Raw genomic sequence first — 25,243 nt, forward strand, 5'->3', positions numbered from 1 at the left:
GGGTGGTTTAGAGGTCGGGTTCGGTGACGTCGAGCCTCACCGAGAGCGTAGTCCGTGGGGTCCTGCCACGGGCTCGGCGACGGCCCATCGCCTCGGCGATCACGGCGGCGCGGAGGGCGCCCGCCACGCGCGCGCCCTCGGCGTAGGGGAACCGCACGAGCGCGCGCTCCCGGCCGTCGTCGTCGCCTTCGATCGGTACGGGCCCCAGCACGGCGTCCGGCGGCAGCTGCAGCGCGGCGATGTCGTCGAGGGCGCGACGGATGGCGGCGCCGGTGCCCTCGACCTGGGCGACGCGCACGGACGGCGGCATGCGCAGCGGCGCGCGCTCGGCGAGCTCCGTCCGCGCGTACGACGCCTGGGACCAGGTCGCAAGAGCACGAGCCACGGCACCGTCGACGCCGACGAGATGGATCGGCGCTCCGGGCGCGGCGAGGGCGGCCGCGTTCGACCACCAGCGCAGGCAGGACTCCCCGATCCGCAGCTCCGGCGCCTGCAGCATCCGGGAGCCGTCGAGCAGCACGACCGCCCGGTAGCCTCCCTCGGCCAGAGGCTCGGCGCCGCGGGTCGCGACGACGAGGGCAGGCTTCGCGTCGACACGGACCACCGGATGGTTGCCGTCGGCGACGATCACGCGGATCCCCGGGAACGCGCGCCCCAGCTCCTCCGCGGTCCGCTCACTGCCGGATGCGGCAAGACGCACCTTCTCCCCGCCGCAGGAGCTGCACGCCCAGAGGCGCGCCCCGCGTCCGCACCAGGCGCACACCGGTGTCGCCCCGCGATGCGCGGCACCGAGCGGCCCTCCGCAGGCTCGGCAGCGAGCCGGCGCGCGACACGACGCGCACACGAGCGTCGGCGAGAACCCCGGTCGCGCCACCTGCAGCAGCACAGGTCCGGTCGCGGCAGCGTCCCGTGCCGTGAGGAACGCCCGGGACGGCAGGCGTTGACCGCGCCGGTCCAGATCCTCGGTGGAGTCCAGGACCACGCGCGGCAGCTGCCGCTTGGCGGCCGTGATCGCCCGGATCCACCCGGTCTCGACCAAGCGCTCCACGTCGGTCGTGCGGGTGTGGCCGGCGAACAAGAGGGCGGATCCCTCCTGCTCCTGCCGCAGCAGTGCGACATCTCGGGGATGCGCACCGGGCGCGAGCGGCTCGGCCAGCAGCCCGTCGCCGTCGTCCCATAGCATCACCAGGCCCGCTCGCACCGGGGCGTACACGGCGGAGCGGTTGCCGACCACGATGCAGGGGGCGTCCTCGAGCGTGCGGAGGTACGCGCGGTAGCGGTCGGGGCCCGTCTGCCGGGAGTCGAGGCGGGCGATGGGGGCGTCGGGCGCGAGCACGTCGAGGGCGGCGAGCAGCAGGTCGAGGTCGCGGTAGTCGGGAACGACCAGGATCGCCGAGGCGCCGCCCGCCAGCGTGTGCGCAGCCGCAGCGGCCAGCAACCGGGTCCACTCCGGCAGATCGTCGGAGGCCAGGCGCGGGATCGCCTCCACGGCCGCCCGGCCGGAGTCCGCGAGCACATCGGCGAGACCGGCGTACCGCGCGATCGTCTCGGAGACGGCGGGGACCGTCGCCTGCGCGGTTGCGGCACTGTCGCCCTCCGCTTCCCCGGCTGCCGCCAGCCACGCCTTCTCCACGCGGACCTGTCGCTTGGGCACGATCAGCCGCAGCACATCGGATGCGCTGCCTGCGGCGCGGTCCGCCACGCGACGGGCGAGGGTGCAGAGCGGCTCGGGCAGCACCCGCGCGCGGGACACTACGGCGTCGACCTCCGCCAGTGTCCGGGCGTCGTCGTCCTCCGTGGCCACCTCGACCAGGTACCCGTCGATGACGCGCCCCGCGGAACGCAGCGGAACCCGTACCCGCACCCCCGGCAGGGCATCATCGATCAGCTCCGCCGGGATGGCGTAGTCGAACAGTCGATCCAGCTGCGGGACCGGCGAGTCCAGCAGTACGCGGGCGATCGGCCGGGGCACGAGCGGAGCTTGCGGGTGAACGGGGTCGATCAGAGTCCGGCGGCGCGGCGCAGGTCGTCGGCGCGCGTCGTCTGCTCCCAGGTGAACGTCGGCAGCTCACGGCCGAAGTGCCCGTATGCGGCGGTGGCGGCGTAGATCGGGCGCAGCAGATCCAGCTCCTCGATGATCGCCTGCGGGCGCAGGTCGAACACCGAGCGGATCGCGCGGGTGATCGTCTCGTCGTCCACGGCGCCGGTGCCGAACGTCTCGACGTACAGCCCCACGGGCTGCGCCACGCCGATCGCGTACGCGACCTGCACCTCGAGCCGATCGGCGAGCCCCGCCGCGACCGCGTTCTTGGCGACCCAGCGCATCGCGTAGGCACCCGAACGGTCGACCTTGGACGGGTCCTTGCCGCTGAAGGCGCCGCCCCCGTGCCGTGACGCGCCGCCGTAGGTGTCGATGATGATCTTGCGACCCGTCAGCCCCGCATCGCCCTTCGGACCGCCGGTCACGAAGGGGCCGGCCGGGTTGATGTAGTGCGTGACGCCATCGAGGTCGAGGCCCGTCGTCGCGAGCACAGGGTCGATCACGTGCTCCCGGACGAGCGCCTTGAGCTCCTCCTGGGAGATCTCCGGGTTGTGCTGAGTGGACAGCACCACCGCGTCGACCGTCTTCGGGGTGAAGCCGTCGTAGCCCAGTGTCACCTGGGTCTTGCCATCGGGACGCAGGAACGGCAGCGTGCCGTCGCGGCGCACCTCGGTCAGGCGCTCCGCCAGGCGATGCGCGGTCCACGCCGCCATCGGCATGAGCTGCGGGGTCTCGGTCGTGGCGAAGCCGAACATGATGCCCTGATCGCCCGCGCCCAGGAGATCGCGCGGGTCGGAGGAGCCGCCCTCGCGGTGCTCGTGCGCCTGGTCGACGCCGCTCGCGATGTCCGCCGACTGCTCCCCGACCGAGACGCTCACGCCGCAGGAGGAGCCGTCGAATCCGGTGTCGCTCGAGGTGTAGCCGATGCCGTTGACGACGTCGCGGACGATCGTGGGGATGTCGACGTAGCCCGAGGTCCGGATCTCGCCGGCGACGTGCACGAGGCCCGTGGTGACGAGCGTCTCCACCGCGACGCGTGCTCCGGTGTCCACCGTGAGCAGGCCGTCCAGGATCGAGTCGGAGATCTGGTCGCAGATCTTGTCGGGGTGCCCCTCGGTGACGGACTCGGAGGTGAACAGACGCAGCGCGCTCATCGGTGCTCCTTGGTGTGGAGGGCGGTCGGGCGGGACGGGTTGCGCCCCTGGCAACAGGTCGGTGCGCCCATGCCCAGTATGGACGGAGCCGCCGACATCCACGGACGGGATGACGGCGGCTCCCTTGCGTCGTGCCGGCGGAGGGTCAGCTCACTCCGCGTGGCGGATGCGGAGCTTGTCCTCGTTGATCTCGTGCAGCGCGATGGTCAGCGGCTTGTCCTCGACGGAGGAGTCGACCAGCGGACCCACGTTGTCGAACAGGTTGCCCTCGTGCAGGTCGGAGTAGTAGTCGTTGATCTGGCGCGCGCGCTTGGACGCGTAGATGACGAGCTCGTACTTGGACTCGACACGGTCGAGCAGGTTGTCGATGGGCGGGTCGATGATGCCGTTGTTGTGTCCGGCCATGGTGGACCTCCTGTTGGTGGGATGTTCGGCGACGCATGTCGCGAAGAATTCGGGCGTGCGCGCCCTTCGAGCCCTTCGACAGGCTCAGGAACCGGATGGATCCGTCAGCGCGCAGACGCCGAAGATAATTCTACGACCTCGCGGGCGGCCGTGGCGACGTCCTCGTTCACGACGCGGTGATCGAACTCCGACTGAGAGGCCAATTCGACCTTCGCGGTGCGCAGACGCCGGGCACGCTCCTCGGCGTCCTCCGTGCCGCGACCGACCAGACGCTGCACGAGCTCGTCCCAGGACGGCGGCAGCAGGAACACGAGGTTCGCGGAGGGATCCGCAGCCCGCACCTGACGGGCGCCCTGCAGGTCGATCTCCAGCAGGACGGTCTTGCCCTCGGCCAGGGCCGCATCGATGGGCCGGCGCGGAGTGCCGTAGCGGAACCGGTTGTGCACGGTGGCGTGCTCGAGCAGCTCGCCCGCGGCGATCATGCGATCGAATTCGGCGTCGTCCACGAAGAAGTAGTGCACGCCGTCCTGCTCCCCCGGGCGCGGTGCGCGCGTGGTCGCGGAGACGGAGAGGTGGATCTCGGGGTGATTCTCGCGGATGTGCGCGGCCACCGTGCCCTTGCCCACCGCAGTGGGTCCGGCCAGCACGAGCAGCCGGCTCCGGCCGGCGCGGGGCACGGGCTGCGGGAAGCGCGTGTCGACCCAGTGACGCAGCGCCTGCTGCTGCCGCGACCCGAGGCCCCCGAGCCGCTTGACCGGGGAGATCTGCAGGTCGGCGAGGATGCGATCGCGCTTGCCCGCGCCGATCGCGGGCAGAGCCGTCAGGAAGTCCGGGACGCGCAGCGTTCCCGCTGTGGAATGCGGGTCGGCCGCGGCCGCGGCCAGCACGTCCTGCGGCGCGGTCACCCGCATGGTGAGATCGCGTTTCAGCGATGCGCGCGCGCGGCGGCGTTCGACCGCTCGACGAGCGGCGGCGACGCGATCGACCTCGGGGACTGCGCGTCCTGCCGGTTCAACCACCCATGACCTCCTGGTAGCGCGCGGCGCGCTCTTCGATCGTCGCTGCGATCCGGTCCGGACCAGCGGACAGGATGCTCCGGCTTTCGGAAGCCAGGACGTTACCTGCCAGCGTACCGAATCTCGAGCGCAGATCCGCGGGTGTCGCGCCCTGCGCGCCGAATCCCGGGGCCAGCAGCGGCACCGTGCGCAGCGTCTCATCGTCCAGGCCGAAATCCTCTCGGTCGATGGTCGCCCCGACCACCAGGCCGACGGATCCGAGCCCGCCCTGCGGTGAGTCGTACGCCGTCACATCCCGGGTGATGCGCAGCGCGGTGGTCTCCCCCGGCGTGACAGCGAGCGCTGCCGGCACGAGCGCCTGCTGCACCGGCGCCCCCTCGGGGTTGCTCGTCGCGGCGAGCACGAAGACGCCCTTGCCCGCGGGAAGCGCGCGCGTGATCGCCTCAGCGAGCGACCCGCCGCCGAGGTAGGGGCTGATCGTGAGCGCGTCGGCCTCGAGCGGTGAGCCCGGCTCGAGCCATGCCTGCGCGTATCCGGCCATGGTGGTGCCGATGTCGCCGCGCTTCGCGTCGGCGACGACCAGGAGCCCCGCCGCACGCGCCGCCGACATCACGTCTTCGAGCGCGGCGAACCCCCGGGATCCGAAGCGCTCGAAGAACGACACCTGCGGCTTGACGATGCCGACGCGCCCCGCGGCGGCCTCGACCGTCGCGAGTCCGAACGCCCGCACGCCGTCGGCCGTCTGAGGCAGGCCCCAGGCGTCCAGCAGCGCCTCATGCGGGTCGATCCCCACGCACAGCGGACCGTGCGTGTCGAGCGCCTTGCGCAGCCGCGCTCCGAAGGATGTCACTGTCACGCGCGCGCCAGCCGGTCCTGGGCGTACTCCTGGAGGCTCCGCACCTCGAAGCCCTTGTCCGCCGCGTCCATTCCGCTCACGGCCGCGCCGAGCGTCGCGATCGTCGTGAACAGCGCCTTGTCCGCGGCGACCGCGGCCGCGCGGATCTCGTAGCCGTCGGCGCGTGCGGCCCCGCCGGAGGGCGTGTTCACGATGATGTCGATCGCGCCCTGGTCGATCAGGTCGACGATGTTCGTCTCGCCACTCGCCTGGGTCTCGCTGTACTTCTCGACGACGGTCACCGGGATGCCGTTGCGGGACAGGATCTCGGCCGTGCCCGTGGTCGCCACGATCGTGAAGCCGAGCTGGTGCAGCCGGTGCGCGGGCAGGATCACCGAGCGCTTGTCGGCGTCGGCGACCGAGATGAACACGGTGCCGGACGTCGGGGTGCCGCCGTAGGCCGCGGCCTGGCTCTTCGCGAACGCGGTCGGGAAGTCGCGGTCGATGCCCATCACCTCGCCGGTCGAGCGCATCTCCGGCCCGAGGATCGAGTCGACGATGCGGCCGTCCTTGGTGCGGAACCGCTTGAACGGCAGCACGGCCTCCTTGACCGAGACGGGCGAGCCGAGCGGCACGCGGGAGCCGTCGACCGGCGGCAGCATCCCCTCGTCCTTGAGCTCGGCGATCGTGGATCCGGACAGGATCCGGCTCGCCGCCTTCGCGAGCGGGATCCCGAGCGCCTTCGAGACGAACGGCACGGTACGGCTCGCGCGCGGGTTCGCCTCGATGACGTAGAGCACGCCGGCGCTGATCGCGAACTGCACGTTGAGCAGGCCCCGCACGCCGACGCCCTCGGCGATGGCCAGGGTGGCGGTGCGCACGCGGTCGATGTCGGTGCGGCCGAGCGAGACCGGCGGCAGCGTGCAGCTCGAGTCGCCGGAGTGGATGCCGGCCTCCTCGAGGTGCTCCATGACGCCGCCGATGTAGAGCTCCACGCCGTCGTACAGCGCGTCCACGTCGATCTCGATCGCGTCGTCGAGGAAGCGGTCCACGAGCAGGGGCTTGCCCTCCTCGATGATGACCTCGCCCGCGGTGCGCACGAAGTAGTCGCGCAGCGCCGGGGTGTCGTAGACGATCTCCATGCCGCGGCCGCCGAGCACGAAGCTGGGGCGGACGAGCACCGGGTAGCCGATCTCCTCGGCCACCGCGACCGCGCCCTCGACGTCGATCGCGGTGCCGTTGCGGGGCGCGACCAGACCGGCCGCGTCCAGCAGCCGGGAGAACAGCTCCCGCTCCTCGGCGAGGTCGATCGCCTCCGGGCTGGTGCCGAGCACGGTGTATCCCGCCGCCTCGATCCCCTTCGCGAGTCCGAGCGGGGTCTGCCCGCCGAGCTGGCAGACGACGCCGAGGATGGTGCCGGACTGCGCTTCGGCGTGCAGCACCTCGAGCACGTCCTCCAGGGTGAGCGGCTCGAAGTACAGCCGGTCGCTGGTGTCGTAGTCGGTGGAGACGGTCTCCGGGTTGCAGTTGACCATGACCGTCTCGTACCCGGCGGCGGACAGCGCGAAGGACGCGTGCACGCAGGAGTAGTCGAACTCGACGCCCTGGCCGATGCGGTTCGGCCCGGATCCGATGATGACGACCTTGGTCCGGTCGCTCGGGGTGACCTCGGTCTCGCTGTCGTAGCTGGAGTAGTGGTACGGCGTGAGGGCCGGGAACTCGCCGGCGCAGGTGTCCACGGTCTTGTAGACGGGCCGGATCCCGAGCCCGTGCCGGACGCCGCGCACCTCGGCCTCGGTGAGCCCGCGGAGCTCGGCGAACTGCACGTCCGAGAAGCCGTGGTCCTTGCCGAGGCGGATCGTGGCGGCGTCGAGCTCGGGCGCGGTGCGGATCTGCTCGGCGACCTCGTTGATGAGCACCATCTGGTCGATGAACCAGGGGTCGATCGCCGTGGCCTCGAACGCCTGCTCGATCGTGGCGCCCTTGCGCAGCGCCTGCTGCAGCACGACGATGCGCCCGTCGGTCGGCGTCTTGGAGATCTCGAGGAGCTCCTCGACGCTTCGGCTTTCGGGACCCCAGTGGAACGAGGATCCGCGCTTCTCGAGCGAGCGGAGCGCCTTCTGCAGCGCCGTCGTGTAGTTGCGGCCGATCGCCATGGCCTCGCCGACCGACTTCATGGTCGTGGTGAGCGTCGCGTCGGCGGCCGGGAACTTCTCGAACGCGAACCGCGGGGCCTTGACGACGACGTAATCGAGCGTGGGCTCGAAGCTCGCCGGGGTCACGCCCGTGATGTCGTTCGGGATCTCGTCCAGGCGATAGCCGAGCGCGAGTTTGGCGGCGAGCTTCGCGATCGGGAATCCGGTCGCCTTCGACGCGAGCGCCGAGGAGCGCGACACGCGGGGGTTCATCTCGATGACGATGACGCGGCCGTTCTCCGGGTTCACTGCGAACTGGATGTTGCAGCCGCCGGTGTCGACGCCGACGGCGCGGATGATGTCGATGCCGATGTCGCGCAGGTTCTGGTACTCGCGATCGGTGAGCGTGAGCGCCGGGGCGACCGTGATCGAGTCGCCGGTGTGCACGCCGACTGGGTCGACGTTCTCGATCGAGCAGACGACGACCGTGTTGTCGGCCGTGTCGCGCATGAGTTCGAGCTCGTACTCCTTCCAACCGAGGATCGACTCCTCCAGGAGCACCTCGGTGGTCGGCGAGTCGTGCAGGCCGGCGCCGCCGATGCGGCGCAGGTCGCGTTCGTCGTACGCGAAGCCGGATCCGAGTCCGCCCATGGTGAACGAGGGGCGCACGACCAGCGGGTAGCCGAGCTTCTCGGCGCCTTCGAGCAGTTCGTCCATCGTGTGGCAGATCACGGACGCGGCGACGTCGGCGCCCGCATCGAGCACCAGCTGCTTGAAGATCTGGCGATCCTCGCCCTTCTGGATCGCCTCGACCTTCGCGCCGATGAGCTCGACGCCGTACTTCTCCAGGATCCCGCGCTCGTGCAGCGCCATGGCCGCGTTCAGCGCGGTTTGCCCGCCGAGGGTCGGCAGGATCGCGTCCGGTTTCTCCTTGGCGATGATCGTCTCGATCACCTCGGGGGTGATCGGCTCGATGTAGGTCGCGTCCGCGAAGTCGGGGTCGGTCATGATCGTGGCCGGGTTGGAGTTGACCAGGATGACGCGGACGCCGTCCTCGCGCAGGACGCGGCACGCCTGGGTGCCGGAGTAGTCGAACTCGCAGGCCTGACCGATGACGATCGGACCGGATCCGATGACGAGGACGGAGTGGATGTCGTCGCGCTTGGGCATTACTTGCTGTCCTTCGTGGAGAGGTGGGCGACGACGACGTCGCGGAAGCGGTCGAAGAGGTAGTTGGCGTCGTGGGGACCGGCCGCGGCCTCGGGGTGGTACTGCACCGAGAAGGCCGGGATGTCCAGGGCGCGGAGCCCCTCGACGACCTGGTCGTTGAGGCCGACGTGGCTGACCTCGACCTTGCCGTAGCCGTGGGGGCTGTCGAAGGAGCCCTCGATGGGCGCCTCGACGGCGAAGCCGTGGTTGTGCGCCGTGATCTCGACGCGGCCCGTGGCCTTGTCGAGCACCGGCTGGTTGATGCCGCGGTGGCCGAACGTGAGCTTGTAGGTGCCGAGCCCCAGGGCACGGCCGAACAGCTGGTTGCCGAAGCAGATGCCGAAGTACGGCAGACCCGCGTCCAGCACCTCGCGGAGCACCGCGACCTGGGCGTCGGACGCCGAGGGGTCGCCGGGACCGTTCGAGTAGAACACCGCGACCGGCTCGATCGCGGTGATGTCGGCGAACGTGGAGGCCTGCGGCAGCACGTGCACGTCGAACCCGCGGGCGGCGAGGTTGTCGAGCGTGGACTGCTTGACGCCGAGGTCGAGCACGGCGAGGTTGCCGATCCGCTCCGACGTCGCGGGCGTGACCTGTGCGGAGGTGACGGAGACCGCGGCGGAGAGGTTCTGCCCGGCCATCTCGGGCGCCTCCGCCACGCGGCGCAGTTGCTCATCCGCATCCAGCGCGGCGTCCGCACCGGAGAAGATGCCGCCGCGCATGGATCCGGCGGAGCGGATGTGCCGCGTGATCGCACGGGTGTCGATGCCGCTGATGCCGACGATCCCGTCGCGCACGAGGGTTTCATCGAGCGAGGCGTTCGCGCGCCAGTTCGACACGACCCGCGAGGGGTCGCGCACGATGTAGCCGGCGACCCAGATGCGGCGGGACTCGGGGTCCTCGTCGTTCATTCCGGTGTTGCCGATGTGCGGCGCGGTCTGCAGCACGATCTGTCCGGCGTAGGACGGGTCGGTGAGCGTCTCCTGGTAGCCGGACATGCCGGTGGCGAAGACGACCTCGCCCAGGGCGGTTCCGGTCGCGCCGTAGGCGCGTCCGACGTGGCGGGTGCCGTCCTCGAGGACGAGCACGGCGGAGTCGTGAGGAAGGGTCATGCGGATTCTCCAGTCTCGGAGGCAGCGCAGAGGCGCTGAAGGTCGGTGAGCGCGGCGCCGGCGGCATCGGTGTTGCCCAGGTCGCCGGTGATGCGGAGATAGCTGTCGACGACGGTGCCGTCGTCCGTGCGCCAGACCAGGCGGATCAGCCCGCCCGGTTCGACGACCCGGTCGATCGTGACTGTCGCGCGGTCGGCGCCGAGCAGCCGCGCCGAGGCGAGGAACACCGTCGGCGAGCCGTCCAGGCTCAGCGCCGCGCCGCGGTCGGTGATGGTGAGCTCGCCCCGTGCTCGATACACGAGTGGGCGCACCGCGAGGCGCTCGAGCGAGTGGTCGTGCCGGGTGGTCGCGACGTAGAGCGTCTCGTAGCGCGCCTGGACCTCGGCGTGCTCGGGAACCCCGATCGGTGCCGCGAGGCCGGAGTCGCGCCGCAGCCGGGCGCGCCACGCCCAGACTCCGGCGAGGATGAGCAGCACGGCGACCCCGAGGACGACCGCGCCGGCGACCTGCTGATTCACGAGCCGAGCTCCACGAGCACGCCGTCGGCGAGCGTCGCGTACCCGCGATGCACGGTCCAGAGGACCTTGCCCGGCAGGTCGCGACCGAGGTACGGCGAGTTCGTGCTCTGGCCGTGCAGGTCCGCCTCGGCGAACACTCCTTGCGCAGCGGCGTCGTAGAGCGTGAACTCGGCCGGCTGCCCGGCGGCGATCGGCGTGCCGTGCCCGGCGAGGGATCCGATCCGCGCCGGAGCGGAGCTCATGACGCGGGCGACATCGGTCCAGTCCAGCAGTCCGGTCTGCACCATGGCCTGGTGCACGACCCGCAGCGCGGACTCCAGGCCGACCATGCCGTTCGCGGCGGCCTGCCATTCGCAGGCCTTCGCCTCGCTCGGGTGCGGAGCGTGGTCGGTGGCGACGATGTCGATCGTGCCGTCGGCGAGGCCCTCACGCACGGCGAGCACGTCCTCCTGGGTGCGCAGCGGCGGGTTGACCTTGAATCGCGCGTCGTAGCCGCGCGCCAGCTCGTCGGTCAGCAGCAGGTGGTGCGGGGTGACCTCGGCGGTCACCGCCACGCCGCGCTTCTTCGCCCAGCGGATGAGCTCGACGGATCCGGCGGTGGACAGGTGGCAGACGTGCAGCCGGGATCCGACGTGCTCCGCGAGCAGGATGTCGCGCGCGATGATCGACTCCTCGGCGACCGCCGGCCAGCCCGCGAGGCCCAGTTCCGCCGATACGGCGCCCTCGTTCAGCTGCGCGCCCTCGGTGAGCCGCGGGTCCTGCGCGTGCTGCGCGATCACCCCGTCGAAGGCCTTCACGTACTCGAGCGCGCGGCGCATGATGAGCGGGTCCCAGACGCAGAAGCCGTCGTCGCTGAAGACCCGGACGTTCGCGCGGGACGAGGCCATGGCGCCGAGCTCGGCGAGCCGCTCCCCCTTCTGCCCGACGGTGACGGCGCCGATCGGCTGCACCGTGGCGTAGCCGGCGACCTCGCCGAGGGCGAGCTCCTGCTCGACGACGCCCGCCGAATCGGCGACGGGTGAGGTGTTGGGCATCGCGAACACGGCGGTGAAGCCGCCGGCGGCGGCAGCGCGGGTGCCGGAAAGCACGGTCTCGCTCGCCTCGAAGCCGGGCTCACGCAGGTGCGTGTGCAGGTCGACGAGGCCGGGCAGCGCGACCAGGCCGTCGGCGTCGACGACGCGGGCGCCTGCGGCGGAGAGGCCGGCGCCGACTTCGGCGATCCGTCCGTCCTGGACGAGGATGTCCGCGGAATCGGCGCCGAGGATCTTCGCGCCTCGGAAGAGCAGGCTCTCGGTCATCGGTCTCCTCGATTCATTTGAAACTCCTCGGTCCCTGAGCCGGTCCCTGTTCTGACGGGCTCAGAGCGCTCCCCGGCCAGCAGCATGTACAGCGCCGCCATCCGCACCGAGACCCCGTTCGCGACCTGCTCCAGCACGGTGGAGCGGGCGGAATCGGCGGCGTCGGACGAGATCTCCAGTCCGCGGTTCATCGGGCCGGGGTGCATCACGATCGTATCCTCGGGCAGCCGCCGCAGCCGGGCTGCGTCGAGCCCCCAGCGGCGGGCGTACTCGCGCTCGCTCGGGAAGAAGGCCGCGTGCATGCGCTCGAGCTGGATGCGCAGCATCATCACGGCGTCCGGCTCCTCGGCCAGCGCCGTGTCGAGGTCGTACAGCACCCGCGCCGGCCATGCGGTGACGTCCTGCGGGATCAGCGTCGGCGGGGTGACCAGGGTGACCTCCGCGCCGAGCGTCGCGAGCAGCCACACGTTGGAGCGGGCGACGCGGGAGTGCAGCACGTCGCCGACGATCACGACCCGTACTCCGCTGAGATCGCGGCCGCGGCTGTCCGCGCCGAACCGGCGCTTGCGCATCGTGTACGCGTCGAGCAGTGCCTGCGTCGGGTGCTCATGGGTGCCGTCGCCGGCGTTCACGACGCCGGCCGAGATCCAGCCGCTCGTAGCGAGAGTGCGGGGCGCGCCGGACGCGGGGTGGCGCACGACCACGGCGTCGGCGCCGATCGCCTCCAGCGTCTGCGCGGTGTCCTTGAGGCTCTCGCCCTTGGAGACGCTGGACCCCTTGGCGGCGAAGTTGATCACGTCGGCGGAGAGGCGCTTGGCGGCGGCCTCGAACGAGATGCGCGTGCGGGTGGAGTCCTCGAAGAAAAGATTCACCACGGTCTTGCCGCGCAGCGTCGGGAGCTTCTTCACCTCGCGGGACTGGGTGTCGGCCATGTCCTCGGCGATGTCCAGGATCCGCATCGCGTCTTCGCGTGCAAGGGTGCGGGTGTCGAGCAGGTGCCTCATTCGTCCCCTCCCTCGATCGAGACGTACTCCTCGCCGTCGTCCTCGCGCAGGCGCACGTTGACACGCTCGCTGCGGGACGAGGGGATGTTCTTGCCGACGAAGTCGGGGCGGATCGGCAGCTCGCGATGCCCGCGGTCGACGAGGATCGCGAGGCGCACCACCGCGGGGCGGCCGATGGACTGCAGCGCGTCGAGGGCGGCGCGGATACTGCGTCCGGAGAAGAGCACGTCGTCGACGAGGACGACGATCTTGCCGTCGATCCCGCCCGCGGGGATGTCGGTGCGGTGCGGGGATCGGGTCGGGTGCTTCGCCAGATCGTCGCGGAACAGCGTCACGTCCAGCGAGCCGACGGGGACGGCGGTCTGTGCGATCTCGGTGATCAGCAGCGCGAGGCGCTCGGCGAGAGGGACACCGCGGGTGGGGATGCCCAGGAGGACCAGATCCTCCGCTCCCCGGTTGGATTCGAGGATCTCGTGGGCGATGCGCGTCAAAGCGCGCCTGATGTCGGCTTCCTGCAGCACGATACGTGCGCTCATCTGCCGGCTCCCTTCTCCGCCTCACGGGACGGTGTTAAAGGTTGCTTCTGAGGATGACCTCAGTCTAGCCGAGGCAGCTCCCCGCCATGGACACGACGAGGCTCCGCGGAACTCAGGATGCTTCGCTGAGCACGGCGTCGGTCAACGGATCGATCTGCTTGGCGCGGATCGGATGACCTGCGGTGGAGAGGCATCGGCCCGTTTTCAGATCCCACTTCCAGTCGTGCATGCTGCAGGTCAGCACGCCGTCCTCATCGATGGATCCGGTGCGGGTGAGGTCGGCGCGCAGATGTGGGCACCGGCGCTGGACGACCCAGTCGCCGATCTCGGCGTCCTCGGTCTGATCCGTCTGCTCCTGATACCAGTTCTCGACGTACTCGATCCGGTCGACCGACAGGCACTTGAGGAAGGTGGTGAGGAACTCGTTGAACTTGCCGCTGCGGCCCACGGAGAACTGCATCGACAGGAAGATCGAGTTGGACCAGTCGATCTCGTGGTCGGCGATGTTCGTCGAGACCAGGTCCGCGGGGATCGTGTACCAGTAGATGCACTCCTCCCCCGCGTACTCGCGCACCTTCGCCTTCGGGAAGTCCACGACCATGTCCAGCTCGCCGATGCGGAACCGGACGTTGCCGCCGACGCCGAGGCGGATCGTGCGGGACTTCTTCAGCAGCGGCTCCCACCACTCCTTGATCGCGGCGAGCATCTCGTCGGGCGCAAGGATCGGCGAGCGACGTGCCTCCTCGTCGCGGATCTCCTGCTGCCGGCTTGCGCGCTGCTCCTCGAGGTAGTCCCACTTCTCGTCGAAGATGTGGCGCAGCTCATCCTCGGTGTACAGGGTCTGCTCGACCGACGCCACCTCGCGGTCCTCCAGCGTCACCACCGTGCCGGGCACGAACAGGTGCCCGTCGTACTGCGGGGCGAGCTCGTTCATGTGCGCGAGGAACTGCTTCTGGTCCGTGAAGATCGACTCGCCGTTGCGGCCGATCCCGTTGAAGTCGAAGAGCTCGTCGCGCAGGAACATCGGCGGGCCTGCCATCGGGAACACGTGCGGCGCGTCGACCTTCTCGATGTAGTACATCGCGCGCTTGTTCTGCGCCTCCCGCTTGAGGCGGGCGAAGTTCTGCTTGGCGTCGAGGGGCAGGTCGTAGACCATCGGCCACCAGATCGCGCCGGAGACCTGTGTGAAGTACGCGTCGGGCGTGCCGAACTTCAGCAGCTTCTCGAGGTCGAGCGGGTGCGAGTCGTTCTGATTCAGGACGGATCCCGAGCCGTCGTCCACGCTGAGCGACGAGTCTCCGATCGGGCCGTCGCTCGGGGCCCGCAGCGGCGTGATCATGATCTTGAGCGCGCCGCGCTCGATGACCTCGCCGGCAGGCGCGTAGGTGATGTTGTCATACCCGAGAGCGCGGAGATCCTTCTCCAGGTCGTCGGTCGGGTACTCCGGCAGGAGCACCTCGATGTCCTTGCGGATGTAGCGCTCGAGCAGGCGCGGGTCGAAGTGGTCGCGATGCCGGTGCGATACGTACAGGAAGTCGGCCTCGCGTCCGAAGCGCTCCCAGTCGAGGCCGCGGTTGTCGGGGAACGGGAACCAGGAACCGTAGAAGGACGGGCCGAGGACGGGGTCGCAGATGATGTTCCCGCCGACCGTCTCGATGAACATCCCGGCATGCCCGAGTCCCGTGATCCGCATGTTTCTCCTCCTGTGTGGACCTGTCGATCCTACCGGGGCGATTCACGGCGGCCCTGGAGACGGCCCGTGCATAACCCGGATCCGAGCGCTGGCGGCGTCGGGCCTCAGCCGAGCAGTTCCCGGATGTCATCCGCGGTCAGGGTCTGCGCGAACAGATCCTCGTCGTCCAGCACCGCCGAGAACAGGCGCGCCTTGCGCTGCTGCAGCGCGAGCACCTTCTCCTCGATCGTGCCTTCGGCGATCATCCGGTACACGAAGACGCGGTTCTGCTGACCGATCCGGTGGGCGCGGTCGGCGGCCTGAGCCTCGGCCGCCGGGTTCCACCAGGGATCGAGCAGGAACACGTAGTCGGCCTCGGTGAGCGTGAGGCCCGTGCCGCCCGCCTTGAGGCTGAGCAGGAAGGCGTCCTGATCCCCCTCGCGGAACTCCTGGACCACGCGGTCCCGGTCCCTGGTCGATCCGTCGAGGTAAGAGATCCGCAGGCCGGCACGGCGCAGGCGTTCGGCGGCGAGCCCGAGGAACGACGTGAACTGGCTGAACACGAGTGCCCGGTGTCCTTCGGCACGCAGTTCGAGCAGTCGCTCGACGAGCTCCTCGAGCTTGCGGGACGCGATGCCGGCGTCGTCGGGCTCGATCAGGCCGGGCGCCAGGCTCAGCATGCGCAGCATCGTGAGCGAGCGGAAAACGATGAAGCGCTGCCGGTCGAGGTCCTCCAGCAGCCCGAGGATCTTCTGCCGTTCGCGCTGCAGCACCGTGTCGTAGCGATGGCGGTGCGCGGGGGCGAGCTCGACGCGCAGCACCTGCTCCTGCCGCTCGGGGAGGTCCCGGGCGACCAGCTCCTTCGTGCGGCGGATGAGGAACGGACGGATCCGCCGTCGCAGCAGGTCGATGCGGGATCGACGGTACGGGGCGCCCTCGGCGTTCTCGGGCACCTTGCCCTGCTCGATCGGCTGGATGAAGTCCTCCCGGAACTTCCGCGCCGACGCGAACAAGCCTGGCGACGTGAGGCTGAGCAGCGCCCACAGCTCCCCCAGGCCGTTCTCCAGCGGTGTGCCTGTGGCGGCGTACACCGCCCCGGCGTCGAGCGCGGCGACTGCCTGATGCTGCCGGGTGGCCGGGTTCTTCACGTTCTGCGCCTCGTCGAGCACGACGCCCGACCACGGCCGGCGGGCGAACTCCTCCGCGTCCAGGCGCAGCAGCGTGTACGAGGTGACCACGAGGTCCGCGCCGTCGATGTGCGCGGCCAGCTCGACCCCGTGCGCGCCCCGGGTGCGATCCACGATCGCGACCCGCATCCCGGGCGCGAACCGCTCCGCCTCGCGCTGCCAGACCGCAAGCACCGACGTGGGCGCGACGACGAGCCACGGGGCGTCTCCTTCGGCGGCATCCTCGCGGGCGTGCGCGATGAGCGCGAGCAGCTGCAGCGTCTTGCCGAGGCCCATGTCGTCGGCGAGGATGCCGCCGAGGCGGTGCTGCCACAGGCGCGCGAGCCGCGTGAACCCCTCACGCTGGTACGGGCGCAGCTCCGCGGTGATGGCGGCGGGCAGGGGAACCGGATCCTGGCCCGGATCGGCTCTGAGGCCTTCGACGGCGGCGCGCCAGGCCTGTGCGGGCACGGTCTCGTCGGCGAGATCCTCGAAGTCCTCCCAGAGCGTCACGTGGGTGCGCGCGATTCGCGGACCCGTCTCCCACTCCGCGAGCTCCGCGGCCTCGTCCAGCAGCTCCTTGAGCCGGTCGAAGGCGGGATGCCGCAGCGAGAACCAGGTGTTGTCGACGAGCTTGAGCTTGACCTGCCGCAGGGCGAGCGCGCGGAACAACGGCTCGAACGGGATCGAGCGCCCGTCGATCCGCACCAGGATGCCGAGCTCGAACCAGTCCGGATCGGTGCTCTCCACCGTGCTGACGGTGATCGACGGATCGCCGGTGAGCTCCGCGTACGTGCGCGGCGTGCCGGTGCGCTCGACGACGAAGCCGCGTTCTTCCAGAGCCGGCACGAGGTGCGAGACGAACTCGGCCGCATCGGCGTCGCGCAGCGCGCCCGCCAGCGTGAACGGCAGGCCCGTGACCTCGGTCCACATCGCGAGCACGGACGGACGCAGCCGCGCTTCCACGGCGCCGTCGCGCACCCCGGTCTCGGCGGCCCGCTCATCGAGGGGGAAGCGCGCGTACCCCGGGTAGTCCCAGTGCAGCCGGTACGCCACGACGTCGTCGGGGCGGAAGTCGACCACGAGCAGCGGGACCGGTTTCGGCGGCGCCGGCAGCGTGACCCCGTGTCCCGCGCGCACGGCAGCGCCGCGCAGGAGCGTCGGATACCCATCCCGGAAGAACGCTTTCTTGTCGACCGGGGCGACGCTCAGTCCGGCCGGGGCTGCGAGGAGCGCCCGCACACCGTCGGTCAGCGCCACCTGCCCGAGCACGAGATCGATCCTCTTGCCGACGACGCGATGCGCGTACACACCGCCGGATCCCAGCGCCTGTGTGGTCGCGGCGGGGAATGCCTCACCCGTGGCGTCGACCGCGCCGGAGAGCAGGAGCCCGCCGTGGCCGTCCGCCGCGATGTCCACCACGATCCGCAGCTCGTCGGACCACTGCAGACGGGTGCTGCGCTCTGTGGCGACCATTCGGATCCCCGCGTCTGCGGCCGACTGCAGGTGCGGCCACAGCAGCGGCGACGCCACGGGATCCAGCAGCAGCCAGTCCCCCGCCGTGCCGGACAGCAGCGAGTCGCGCGAGATGCTCAGCAGATCGGCGAACCAGCGGGAGTGCGCCGCGTCGTATCGCGCGCCAGGGCGGCGAACCGCGTCCCAGTCGGCGTCCGCCTGCACCCAGGCGGATCCGGCGTCGTTGCGCCGCAGCGGACGGACGGCGACGAACAGCTCGCCCGGATCCATGACCAGATCCCGTGCGGTGGCGGTGCGCAGCGGTCGTGCGGCCCAGTGCCGTGCGTCTGCACGATCACGTCGACGCAGTTCGACGCCGAGCGCCAGTGGCACCCCGCTCGCCCGCGCGGACGGCAGCAGTACGCGCCAGTCGTCGGCGTCAGCGGAGGTCATGATCATCCATCCTCCCCCGCGCCGCCGACATCCGAGACCGCGGAGACGGCGAAGCGCCCCACCCGGATTCGCGGGAGAGGCGCCTCGAAGGAATGCGTGACGTCAGGCCGTGCGGGCGACCCGCGCCAGCACGCCGTGCACGAATGCGCCGGACTCGTCGGTGGAGAACTCCTTGGCGAGTTCCACGGCCTCATCGATCGCGACGGCCGTGGGGACCTCGTCGTTGCGCAGGATCTCCCACACGCCGATGCGCAGCAGCGCACGGTCCACGGCCGGCATCCGCTCGAGCTTCCAGTCCCGGCTGTGCGTGGTGATCTGCTCGTCGATCTCGTCGCGGTGGTCGATGATCCCGTCGACGATCTCGCGCGCATAGAGCCACGATCCTTCGCGCGCGGGCTCGGCGGCGGCGCGCTTGGCCTCCGCGGCGAGGGTCACGGCGAGGTCGTCACCGCGTACGTCGGCGGAGAACAGGATGTCGAGGGCGCGCTTGCGCGCCTTGGTCCGGGCGCCCACGCGTCAGTCGTTGATGCGGCCGAGGTAGCCGCCGGTGCGCGTGTCGACCTTGACCTTGGTGCCGGTCTCCAGGAACAGCGGAACCTGGATCTCGTACCCGGTCTCGAGCGTGGCGGGCTTGGTGCCGGCCGAGGAGCGGTCGCCCTGCAGGCCGGGCTCGGTGTAGGTGACCTCGAGCACGACCGAGGCCGGCAGCTCGATGTAGAGGGGGTTGCCGTTGTTCAGTGCGATCTGAACCTGCTGGTTCTCCAGCATGAAGTTCTTCGCGTCACCGACCGTGGCGGCGGCCACGTTGATCTGGTCGTAGTCCTCCTGGTCCATGAAGACGTAGTTGTCGCCGTCCGTGTACAGGTAGGTGAAGTCACGGCGGTCGACGTTCTCGATGTCGATCTTGGCGCCCGCGTTGTAGGTGCGATCCACGACCTTGCCGCTGACGACGTTCTTCAGCTTCGTGCGGACGAACGCGCCGCCCTTGCCGGGCTTGACGTGCTGGAACTCGATGACGTTCCAGAGCTGTCCGTCGATCGACAGGACGACGCCGTTCTTGATGTCTGCGGTGGATGCCATGGGTCTGAGAAGTCCGTTCTGAAGTCTGCGCGGTCGATCGACCGACGTTCCATCTTACGCGATGCCCGCCGGACGGCCGGTGGGAGCGGCTCTCGCGAGGGGATCAGCCGTCGGCTTGCCCGGCGATCACGAGGATCAGACGGCGGGTCGCGGTCGCGTAGCCCTGCACGCCCTCGCCCACGACGTGCACGGCGGCGACGTCCGTGAGGTACGAGTGATGCCGGAACTCCTCGCGGGCGTAGACATCGGAGATGTGCACTTCGGCGAACGGCAGCGCGACCCCCGTGAGCGCATCCCGCAGCGCGACCGAGGTGTGCGTGTAGGCCCCGGCGTTGATGACGATGCCGGCGCAATCCTCTCGAGCGTCGTGGATCGCGTCCAGGAGCACGCCCTCGTGGTTGCTCTGCACGGCACGGATCTCGTACCCGTAGGCCGCCGCGGCCTCGGCGGTGAGACGCTCGACGTCGGCGAGCGTCGCGGATCCGTAGATCCCCGGCTCGCGCAGACCCAGCAGATTGAGATTGGGCCCGTTGACGAGCAGAAGACGGCGCGGCGTGGTCACGTGCTCACGGTATCAGCGCGCGACGGGCACGACCGGGCGGGTCATCACGTACTCGCGTCCGTTCTCGAGCTCGGTGATCTGGCCCGTGCGCGTGAAGCCGCAGCGCTCGTACGCGGCCTGCGCGCGGTGATTGTCCACGTGCACCTCGAGCGTGAGCTCGGTCAGGCCGCCCTCAGCCGCCCACGCCGCACATTCGTCGAACAGCGCCTCGATCGCCCCGGAGCCGCGATGCCCGTCCGCCACGTACACGCCCACCACGAGCGCGGAGGGAGCCGCGTCCCGATCTCCGATCACCGTGGCCGATCCGAACCACTCGCCGTCGTCCGCGATCGTGACGAACTGGCCGTTGGGGCCGCCCTCGGCAGCCTGCTTCGCGCGGTGCTGCCAGAACTCGTCGGGCTGCTCAGACGCGTTCTCGAACGTGTCGAGGAATGCGAGCGCGGCGACGGGATCCTGCAGGGCTCGCAGACGAAGATCCCGCACTTCGCGCCATTCGTCGGTCTCGATGCGCCGGATCGAGAAAGTCACTCGCCGACCTCCTGGTACGCGGCGAAGAGCAGGGACTCGTCGGGTGCCTGCAGCACAGTGGGCTTTGCGATGCCGTCCAGCACGATGAAGCGCAGCATCCCCCCGCGGCTCTTCTTGTCGCGCTGCATGGTGGACAGCAGGGTCGGCCACGCGCCGGCGCGGTACGACGTCGGCAGCCCCAGCGATTCGAGGATCGCGCGGTGCCGGTTGGCGTCGTCGTCCGAGAGCCGTCCGGCGAGCCGGGACAGCTCGGCCGCGAACAGCATGCCGACGGAGATCGCGGCGCCGTGCCGCCAGCGGTAGCGCTCGGCGTGCTCGATCGCGTGCCCGAGCGTGTGGCCGTAGTTGAGGATCTCGCGCTGCCCGGCCTCACGGAAGTCGTCGGAGACGACGCTCGCCTTCATGCCGATCGCGAGCTCGACGGCCCGCCGGAACTCCGGGGTGAGCGGATCGACGGCGCGAGCCGGATCCGCCTCGATGATGTCGAGGATCTCAGGCGACCAGATGAACCCGGCCTTGACGACCTCGGCGAAACCGGCGGTCGCCTCGTTCGGAGTCAGGCTGGACAGTTCGTCCAGGTCGCCGATCACCGCACGCGGGGCCCAGAAGGCGCCGACGAGGTTCTTGCCCTCGTTCGTGTTGATGCCGGTCTTGCCGCCCACGGCGGCGTCGACGAGCCCGAGCACGGTCGTCGGCACCTGCACGATCTGCACGCCGCGCAGCCAGGTCGCCGCGACGAAGCCGGCAAGGTCGGTGACCGCCCCGCCCCCGTAGCCGACGACTGCATCGGTGCGGGTGAAGTCGGCCTGGCCCATGATCTGCCACAGGAACTGCGCGACCTCGATGCGCTTGCCCTGCTCGGCATCGGGGATCTCGGCCAGCAGCACCTCGCGCGGGCCGTTCGCCGTGTCGGCGACGATCCGGTCGCGCAGCTGTGCGGCGCGGTCGGCGAGCGTCGGCGGATGCACGACGAGCACCTTGCGCACGCTCGGCGCCAGCGCCGCAGAGACGCGATCGAGGATCCCCCGTCCCACGGTGATGTCGTAGGGGGTGCTCCCCGTCACGCCGATCGTCGTGACGCCGTCGTTCTGCTCCGCGCTCATGCTCGTCCTCTCATCCATTCCACGACCTGCTCCGCCACCCGAGACATCGGCACCCGTGAGGTGTCGAAGTGCACGTCGGCGACCTCCTCGTACAGTGCGCGCCGCTCGGCGAAGATCCTCGTCCAGCGCTGCACCGGATCCTCCTCGCCCTGCAGGAGCGGACGGGCATCGCCGGCGATCCGCGCCGCCACGGCCTCCGGCGACACCGTCAGCAGCACGACCGGAACGCTCTGCAGCAGCGCTCGGGTCTCGGGGGCGATCACCGCGCCGCCGCCCAGGGAGATCACTCCCCCGCCCGCGATGGCTTCGGCGACGGCCTCTCGTTCCCAGGCGCGGAACTGCGTCTCACCGTGCTCCGCGAAGATCGCGGGGATCGGTCCGTGCTCGCGCGCGATGGCCTTGTCCGTGTCGACGAAGTGGAGCCCTGTGGCCTTCGCGACCCTGCGGCCGATGCTGGTCTTGCCGGACCCCATCGGCCCGATCAGGACGATCGCCGGCTCAGCCGAGTTCATCGTGCAGGATCAGCGCCGCCTCGGAGGCCGGCGTGGTGCGCAGCTCCTCCGGGATCGCGGCGAGGTACGCCTCGAGGTTGCGCCGGGTCTCGGCGACGTTGTCGCCGCCGAACTTCTCCAGCACGGAGTTCGCGAGCTCGATCGCGACCATCGCCTCGCCCACGACGCCCGCGGCGGGCACGGCGCACACGTCGGAACGCTGGTGATGCGCGGTGGCCTGCTCGCCCGACGCCACATCGACCGTGCGCAACGCGTGCGGGATGGTGGCGATCGGCTTCATGCCGGCGCGCACGCGCAGCACAGTACCGGTGGACATGCCGCCCTCGGTTCCTCCGGCGCGGTCGGAGCCGCGGCTGATGCCGGCCCCGGTGGCGAACAGCTCGTCGTGCGCCGCGGAACCGCGCCGGCGCGTGGTATCGAAGCCGTCGCCGACCTCGACGCCCTTGATCGCCTGGATTCCCATCAGCGCGTACGCGAGGCGCGCATCCAGACGACGGTCCCAGTGCACGTGAGAGCCCAGCCCCGGCGGCAGACCGTAGGCGAGCACCTCGACGATGCCACCGAGGGTGTCGCCGTCCTTGCGGGCCGCGTCGACCTCCTCGACCATGCGCGCGGAGGTCGCGGGGTCGAAGCAGCGCAGCGGATCCGCGTCCAGCGTGTCGACGTCATCGGGAGTGGGGAGGTCGGATCCGTCCGGCACCTGGACGGGCCCGATGGACAGGGTGTGGCTGACCAGGCGGATCCCGAGCTCGCCGAGGAACGCGCGCGCCACGGCGCCGAGCGCGACCCGGGCTGCGGTCTCGCGAGCGCTCGCGCGCTCCAGGATCGGGCGGGCCTCGTCGAAGCCGTACTTCTGCATGCCGACGAGGTCGGCGTGGCCGGGACGAGGGCGGGTCAGGGCCGCGCTGCGGCCCCGGGACTTCTCGGTGAGCTCGACGGGATCGGCGCTCATGACCTCGACCCACTTGGGCCACTCGGTGTTGCCGATCCGCATCGCGATCGGGCTGCCGAGTGAGAAGCCGTGGCGCACGCCGCCGGAGATCGAGAGCTCGTCCTGCTCGAACTTCATCCGCGAGCCGCGCCCGTAGCCGAGCTTGCGGCGCTGCAGGTCGGACTGGATCGCCTCACGAGACAGCGGGACGCCCGCAGGCAGGCCCTCCATGACGGCAATGAGTTCGGGGCCGTGCGATTCGCCGGCCGTGAGCACGCGGAGCATTCCCCTAGTCTCCCATGCGTTCAGAGCGCGACCGGCCGGATGACTTCCGTGTGCGCGTCAGCGCAGAGCCGCCCGCATGACGCCGAGCACGGCGGGCTCGTCCGGCAGCGCTGCATCCGGTGCGCCATTGAGGAAGATCCGGATCTGGGCGACCGCCTGGTGCAGCAGCATCTCCAGTCCGGTCAGCACCGGCGCATCGGTCCACGCCTGTGCGAGCGGGGTCGGCCACGGCGCGTACGCGGCGGAGAACAGCGCGCCGCCCTCTCGCGCGAGCACCGTCATCACGTCATCCGGCAGCGCCGCGCTGCCGGGCAGAGTCGAGACGGTCAGATCCACCGACGGCGGCGGCGAGCCGGATCCGAGCTCATTCGTGGTCGCTTTCAGGCCGATGCGCTGGGCGAAACCGGCGAGCTCCTCGGCCTGCTCCGGTCGCCGCGTCCGCAGCTCGACCTCATCGACGCCCAGGCGCAACAGTGACACCAGAGCCGACCGGGCCGTCGCTCCCCCGCCGAGCACGCGCGCGGTGCGCACCTGCGCGAGACCTGCCGCCAGGAGCGCGGAGGTGAGCCCGCCGACGTCGGTGTTGAAGCCGTGGATCTCCTCGCCCAGCAGCAGCGTGTTCACGGCGCCGGTGAGGCGGGCGTCGTCGTCGAGGGCGTGGGCGCGTGCATGGGCCCGCTCCTTCAGCGGCATCGTCAGTGAGAGTCCGCGCCAGGTCGCGTCGAGGGAGTCCAGGGCCTCGTCGAAGCCCGCCTCATCCACTTGGCGACGGCCGTACTCCCAATCCAGTCCGAGCAACCGGTAGGCGGCGTTGTGCAGATCGGGAGAGCGGCTGTGGTCGATCGGATCCCCCCAGACGGCCAGCCGTGACGGAGAGGTCACGTCAGCATCCGGAGTCGGGGTTGGCCTTGCACCAGTCCTGCCACTGCTTGACCGCGGCCTCGTGCTCGGCGTAGGTCGTCGAGAACACCGTCTCGCCCGTGTCCAGGTTGACCGTGACGAAGTACAGCCAGGGTCCGTCCGCGGGGTGCATGGCGGCGTCGATCGCCTTGTCGCCCGGATTGGCGATGGGGGTCTTCGGCAGCCCGTCGATCACATACGTGTTCCACGGGTTGTCATCGGTCTGCGCCTCGTCGGAGGTGCTGGCCGAGCCGCTGTGCAGTTCTCCGTAGCCGTACTGCGCGGTGGAGTCCATCTGCAGCTTCATGCCCTGATCCAGGCGGTTCTGGATCACCCGCGAGACCTTGTAGAAGTCCGCCTCGGCACGAGCCTCGCGCTGGATGATCGACGCGATCGTGAGCACGCGCTGCTCGTCGCTCGCGGGGACGGCCGCGGAGGCGAGCGAGTCCCTGGTGCGCTTCACCATCGTGGCGACGATGTCCTTCGCGGTTGCTCCGGGGCCGAACTCGTAGAGAGCGGGGAAGAGCCAGCCCTCCAGCGACGGGGCGTTCACCCCGTAGTCAGCCGGACTCTGCACGGCCGCCTGGAGATCTGCCAGCGGCACATCCACGCTCTTCGAGATCCGTTCCACGGTCTCGGCGACGGTGTATCCCTCGGGGATCACCGCGGAGTTCTGCATCTTGTTCTTCGGGTCGTTGAGCGCCTTGAGCGCGGCGGCGGCGGTCATCTTCTGCTGCAGCTTGTAGACGCCCGGATAGAACGTGTTGACGATGTTCTCCTTCACCATCATGGTGTAGAACACGTCGGAGGTCTTCGTGACGCCGGCCCGGTAGAGCGCCTCGGACACCTGGTGCCCGCCGTCGCCCTTGTTGATGGTGACGAGCGCATTGCCGGTGGCCTGACCCGCTTCATAGTCCTTCGACGGGCCCCAGCCCATGACCTCGCTGATGTTGTCGCCGTAGGCGTTCCAGACCCAGAGCCCACCGCCTGCGGCGCCGGCGACCAGCACGAACACCACGAGCAGGGCCACCAGACAGCCGCGCCGCTTCTTCCGCTTCGGCGCGACGGGCGGCTCGGCCTCATGGCGGAACAGCGCCTCGAGCGTCGAATGGGTCTCGTCGTGCCGTTCCGCGGGGGTCCCGGTGCCCTCGTCGGAGGCTGCCGGCGTGGACGGGGAGGACGCGGCCGCGCGGGCCGCACGACGGGAACCGGGAACCGCAGGCTGTTCGGCCGGGCGTGGGGTCTGCACCTGCGGATCCGGCAGTGCGCCGAACAGGTCGTGCGAGACGGGGTCGTTCTCCGGCGTGGCGGCCGATGGCGATCGGTCGGACAT

The 25,243-nt window shown here is 70.4% G+C and carries 22 protein-coding genes; all 22 read right to left on the minus strand.

Translation table 11 applies throughout. The features are described from left to right. Positions 1-7 precede the first annotated feature (7 nt). The 22 genes from AB4078_RS03200 to mltG all read right to left on the minus strand — a co-directional run bounded on the left by AB4078_RS03200 (position 8) and on the right by mltG (position 25,243). Positions 8-1,972 carry a primosomal protein N' gene (locus AB4078_RS03200; protein ID WP_441975923.1) on the minus strand — a complete coding sequence of 655 codons (1,965 nt, stop codon included), beginning with the start codon at positions 1,970-1,972 and terminating at the stop codon, positions 8-10. Positions 1,973-2,001: 29 nt separating this feature from the next. Next, positions 2,002-3,195, minus strand: a complete 1,194-nt coding sequence (gene metK / locus AB4078_RS03205; protein ID WP_441975924.1) for a methionine adenosyltransferase — start codon at positions 3,193-3,195, stop codon at positions 2,002-2,004. 150 nt (positions 3,196-3,345) lie between these two features. Beyond that, the gene (gene rpoZ, locus AB4078_RS03210) at positions 3,346-3,600 is read right to left on the minus strand and encodes a DNA-directed RNA polymerase subunit omega (protein WP_045273081.1); all 255 of its coding nucleotides are present in this window, start codon (positions 3,598-3,600) and stop codon (positions 3,346-3,348) included. 104 nt (positions 3,601-3,704) lie between these two features. Continuing rightward, positions 3,705-4,619 carry a guanylate kinase gene (gene gmk / locus AB4078_RS03215; RefSeq protein ID WP_440731775.1) on the minus strand — a complete coding sequence of 305 codons (915 nt, stop codon included), beginning with the start codon at positions 4,617-4,619 and terminating at the stop codon, positions 3,705-3,707. Then, entirely contained in the window at positions 4,612-5,466 is an 855-nt protein-coding gene (pyrF, locus tag AB4078_RS03220; RefSeq protein WP_441975965.1) for an orotidine-5'-phosphate decarboxylase, read from the minus strand. The genes gmk and pyrF overlap by 8 nt, the downstream gene beginning before the upstream one ends. A gap of 2 nt (positions 5,467-5,468) precedes the next feature. Then, positions 5,469-8,756: a carbamoyl-phosphate synthase large subunit gene (gene carB, locus AB4078_RS03225; RefSeq protein WP_441975925.1), complete on the minus strand. Its 3,288-nt coding sequence runs from the start codon at positions 8,754-8,756 to the stop codon at positions 5,469-5,471. Beyond that, positions 8,756-9,907: a glutamine-hydrolyzing carbamoyl-phosphate synthase small subunit gene (gene carA, locus AB4078_RS03230; RefSeq protein WP_441975926.1), complete on the minus strand. Its 1,152-nt coding sequence runs from the start codon at positions 9,905-9,907 to the stop codon at positions 8,756-8,758. Before carA ends, carB begins: the two co-directional genes overlap by 1 nt. Further along, complete coding sequence (locus AB4078_RS03235; RefSeq protein WP_440731778.1) at positions 9,904-10,425, minus strand: PH-like domain-containing protein; 522 nt, start codon at positions 10,423-10,425, stop codon at positions 9,904-9,906. The genes carA and AB4078_RS03235 overlap by 4 nt, the downstream gene beginning before the upstream one ends. Next, positions 10,422-11,723 carry a dihydroorotase gene (locus tag AB4078_RS03240; RefSeq protein ID WP_441975927.1) on the minus strand — a complete coding sequence of 434 codons (1,302 nt, stop codon included), beginning with the start codon at positions 11,721-11,723 and terminating at the stop codon, positions 10,422-10,424. The genes AB4078_RS03235 and AB4078_RS03240 overlap by 4 nt, the downstream gene beginning before the upstream one ends. Then, positions 11,720-12,727, minus strand: coding sequence for an aspartate carbamoyltransferase catalytic subunit (locus AB4078_RS03245; RefSeq protein ID WP_440731780.1), 1,008 nt, complete (start codon positions 12,725-12,727; stop codon positions 11,720-11,722). The genes AB4078_RS03240 and AB4078_RS03245 overlap by 4 nt, the downstream gene beginning before the upstream one ends. Continuing rightward, positions 12,724-13,263, minus strand: a complete 540-nt coding sequence (gene pyrR, locus AB4078_RS03250; protein WP_441975928.1) for a bifunctional pyr operon transcriptional regulator/uracil phosphoribosyltransferase PyrR — start codon at positions 13,261-13,263, stop codon at positions 12,724-12,726. The genes AB4078_RS03245 and pyrR overlap by 4 nt, the downstream gene beginning before the upstream one ends. A gap of 112 nt (positions 13,264-13,375) precedes the next feature. Further along, positions 13,376-14,956 carry a Rieske 2Fe-2S domain-containing protein gene (locus AB4078_RS03255; protein WP_441975929.1) on the minus strand — a complete coding sequence of 527 codons (1,581 nt, stop codon included), beginning with the start codon at positions 14,954-14,956 and terminating at the stop codon, positions 13,376-13,378. Between the two features lie 104 nt (positions 14,957-15,060). Continuing rightward, positions 15,061-18,009 carry a DEAD/DEAH box helicase gene (locus tag AB4078_RS03260; protein ID WP_441975930.1) on the minus strand — a complete coding sequence of 983 codons (2,949 nt, stop codon included), beginning with the start codon at positions 18,007-18,009 and terminating at the stop codon, positions 15,061-15,063. 102 nt (positions 18,010-18,111) lie between these two features. Further along, a complete protein-coding gene (nusB, locus tag AB4078_RS03265) occupies positions 18,112-18,522 on the minus strand; it encodes a transcription antitermination factor NusB (RefSeq protein WP_440731784.1) in 411 nt (136 codons plus the stop codon). A 3-nt stretch (positions 18,523-18,525) separates the two neighbouring features. Further along, positions 18,526-19,089, minus strand: coding sequence for an elongation factor P (gene efp, locus AB4078_RS03270; protein ID WP_045273064.1), 564 nt, complete (start codon positions 19,087-19,089; stop codon positions 18,526-18,528). A 103-nt stretch (positions 19,090-19,192) separates the two neighbouring features. Continuing rightward, positions 19,193-19,651: a type II 3-dehydroquinate dehydratase gene (gene aroQ, locus AB4078_RS03275; protein WP_441975931.1), complete on the minus strand. Its 459-nt coding sequence runs from the start codon at positions 19,649-19,651 to the stop codon at positions 19,193-19,195. A gap of 12 nt (positions 19,652-19,663) precedes the next feature. Then, a complete protein-coding gene (locus AB4078_RS03280) occupies positions 19,664-20,179 on the minus strand; it encodes a GNAT family N-acetyltransferase (RefSeq protein WP_441975932.1) in 516 nt (171 codons plus the stop codon). Then, positions 20,176-21,282 (minus strand): 3-dehydroquinate synthase, encoded by a 1,107-nt coding sequence (gene aroB, locus AB4078_RS03285; RefSeq protein WP_441975933.1) that lies wholly within the window; start codon positions 21,280-21,282, stop codon positions 20,176-20,178. Before aroB ends, AB4078_RS03280 begins: the two co-directional genes overlap by 4 nt. Next, positions 21,279-21,794: a shikimate kinase gene (locus AB4078_RS03290; RefSeq protein ID WP_441975934.1), complete on the minus strand. Its 516-nt coding sequence runs from the start codon at positions 21,792-21,794 to the stop codon at positions 21,279-21,281. Before AB4078_RS03290 ends, aroB begins: the two co-directional genes overlap by 4 nt. Beyond that, positions 21,781-23,010 (minus strand): chorismate synthase, encoded by a 1,230-nt coding sequence (gene aroC, locus AB4078_RS03295; RefSeq protein ID WP_441975935.1) that lies wholly within the window; start codon positions 23,008-23,010, stop codon positions 21,781-21,783. The genes AB4078_RS03290 and aroC overlap by 14 nt, the downstream gene beginning before the upstream one ends. A 57-nt stretch (positions 23,011-23,067) precedes the next feature. Further along, positions 23,068-23,892, minus strand: a complete 825-nt coding sequence (locus AB4078_RS03300) for a shikimate dehydrogenase family protein (protein WP_441975936.1) — start codon at positions 23,890-23,892, stop codon at positions 23,068-23,070. 1 nt (position 23,893) lies between these two features. Further along, on the minus strand, positions 23,894-25,243 hold the full coding sequence (gene mltG, locus AB4078_RS03305) for an endolytic transglycosylase MltG (protein ID WP_441975937.1): 1,350 nt from the start codon (positions 25,241-25,243) through the stop codon (positions 23,894-23,896).

Source organism: Microbacterium sp. 2MCAF23 (genome assembly GCF_052115565.1).
Taxonomy (GTDB): Bacteria; Actinomycetota; Actinomycetes; order Actinomycetales; family Microbacteriaceae; genus Microbacterium.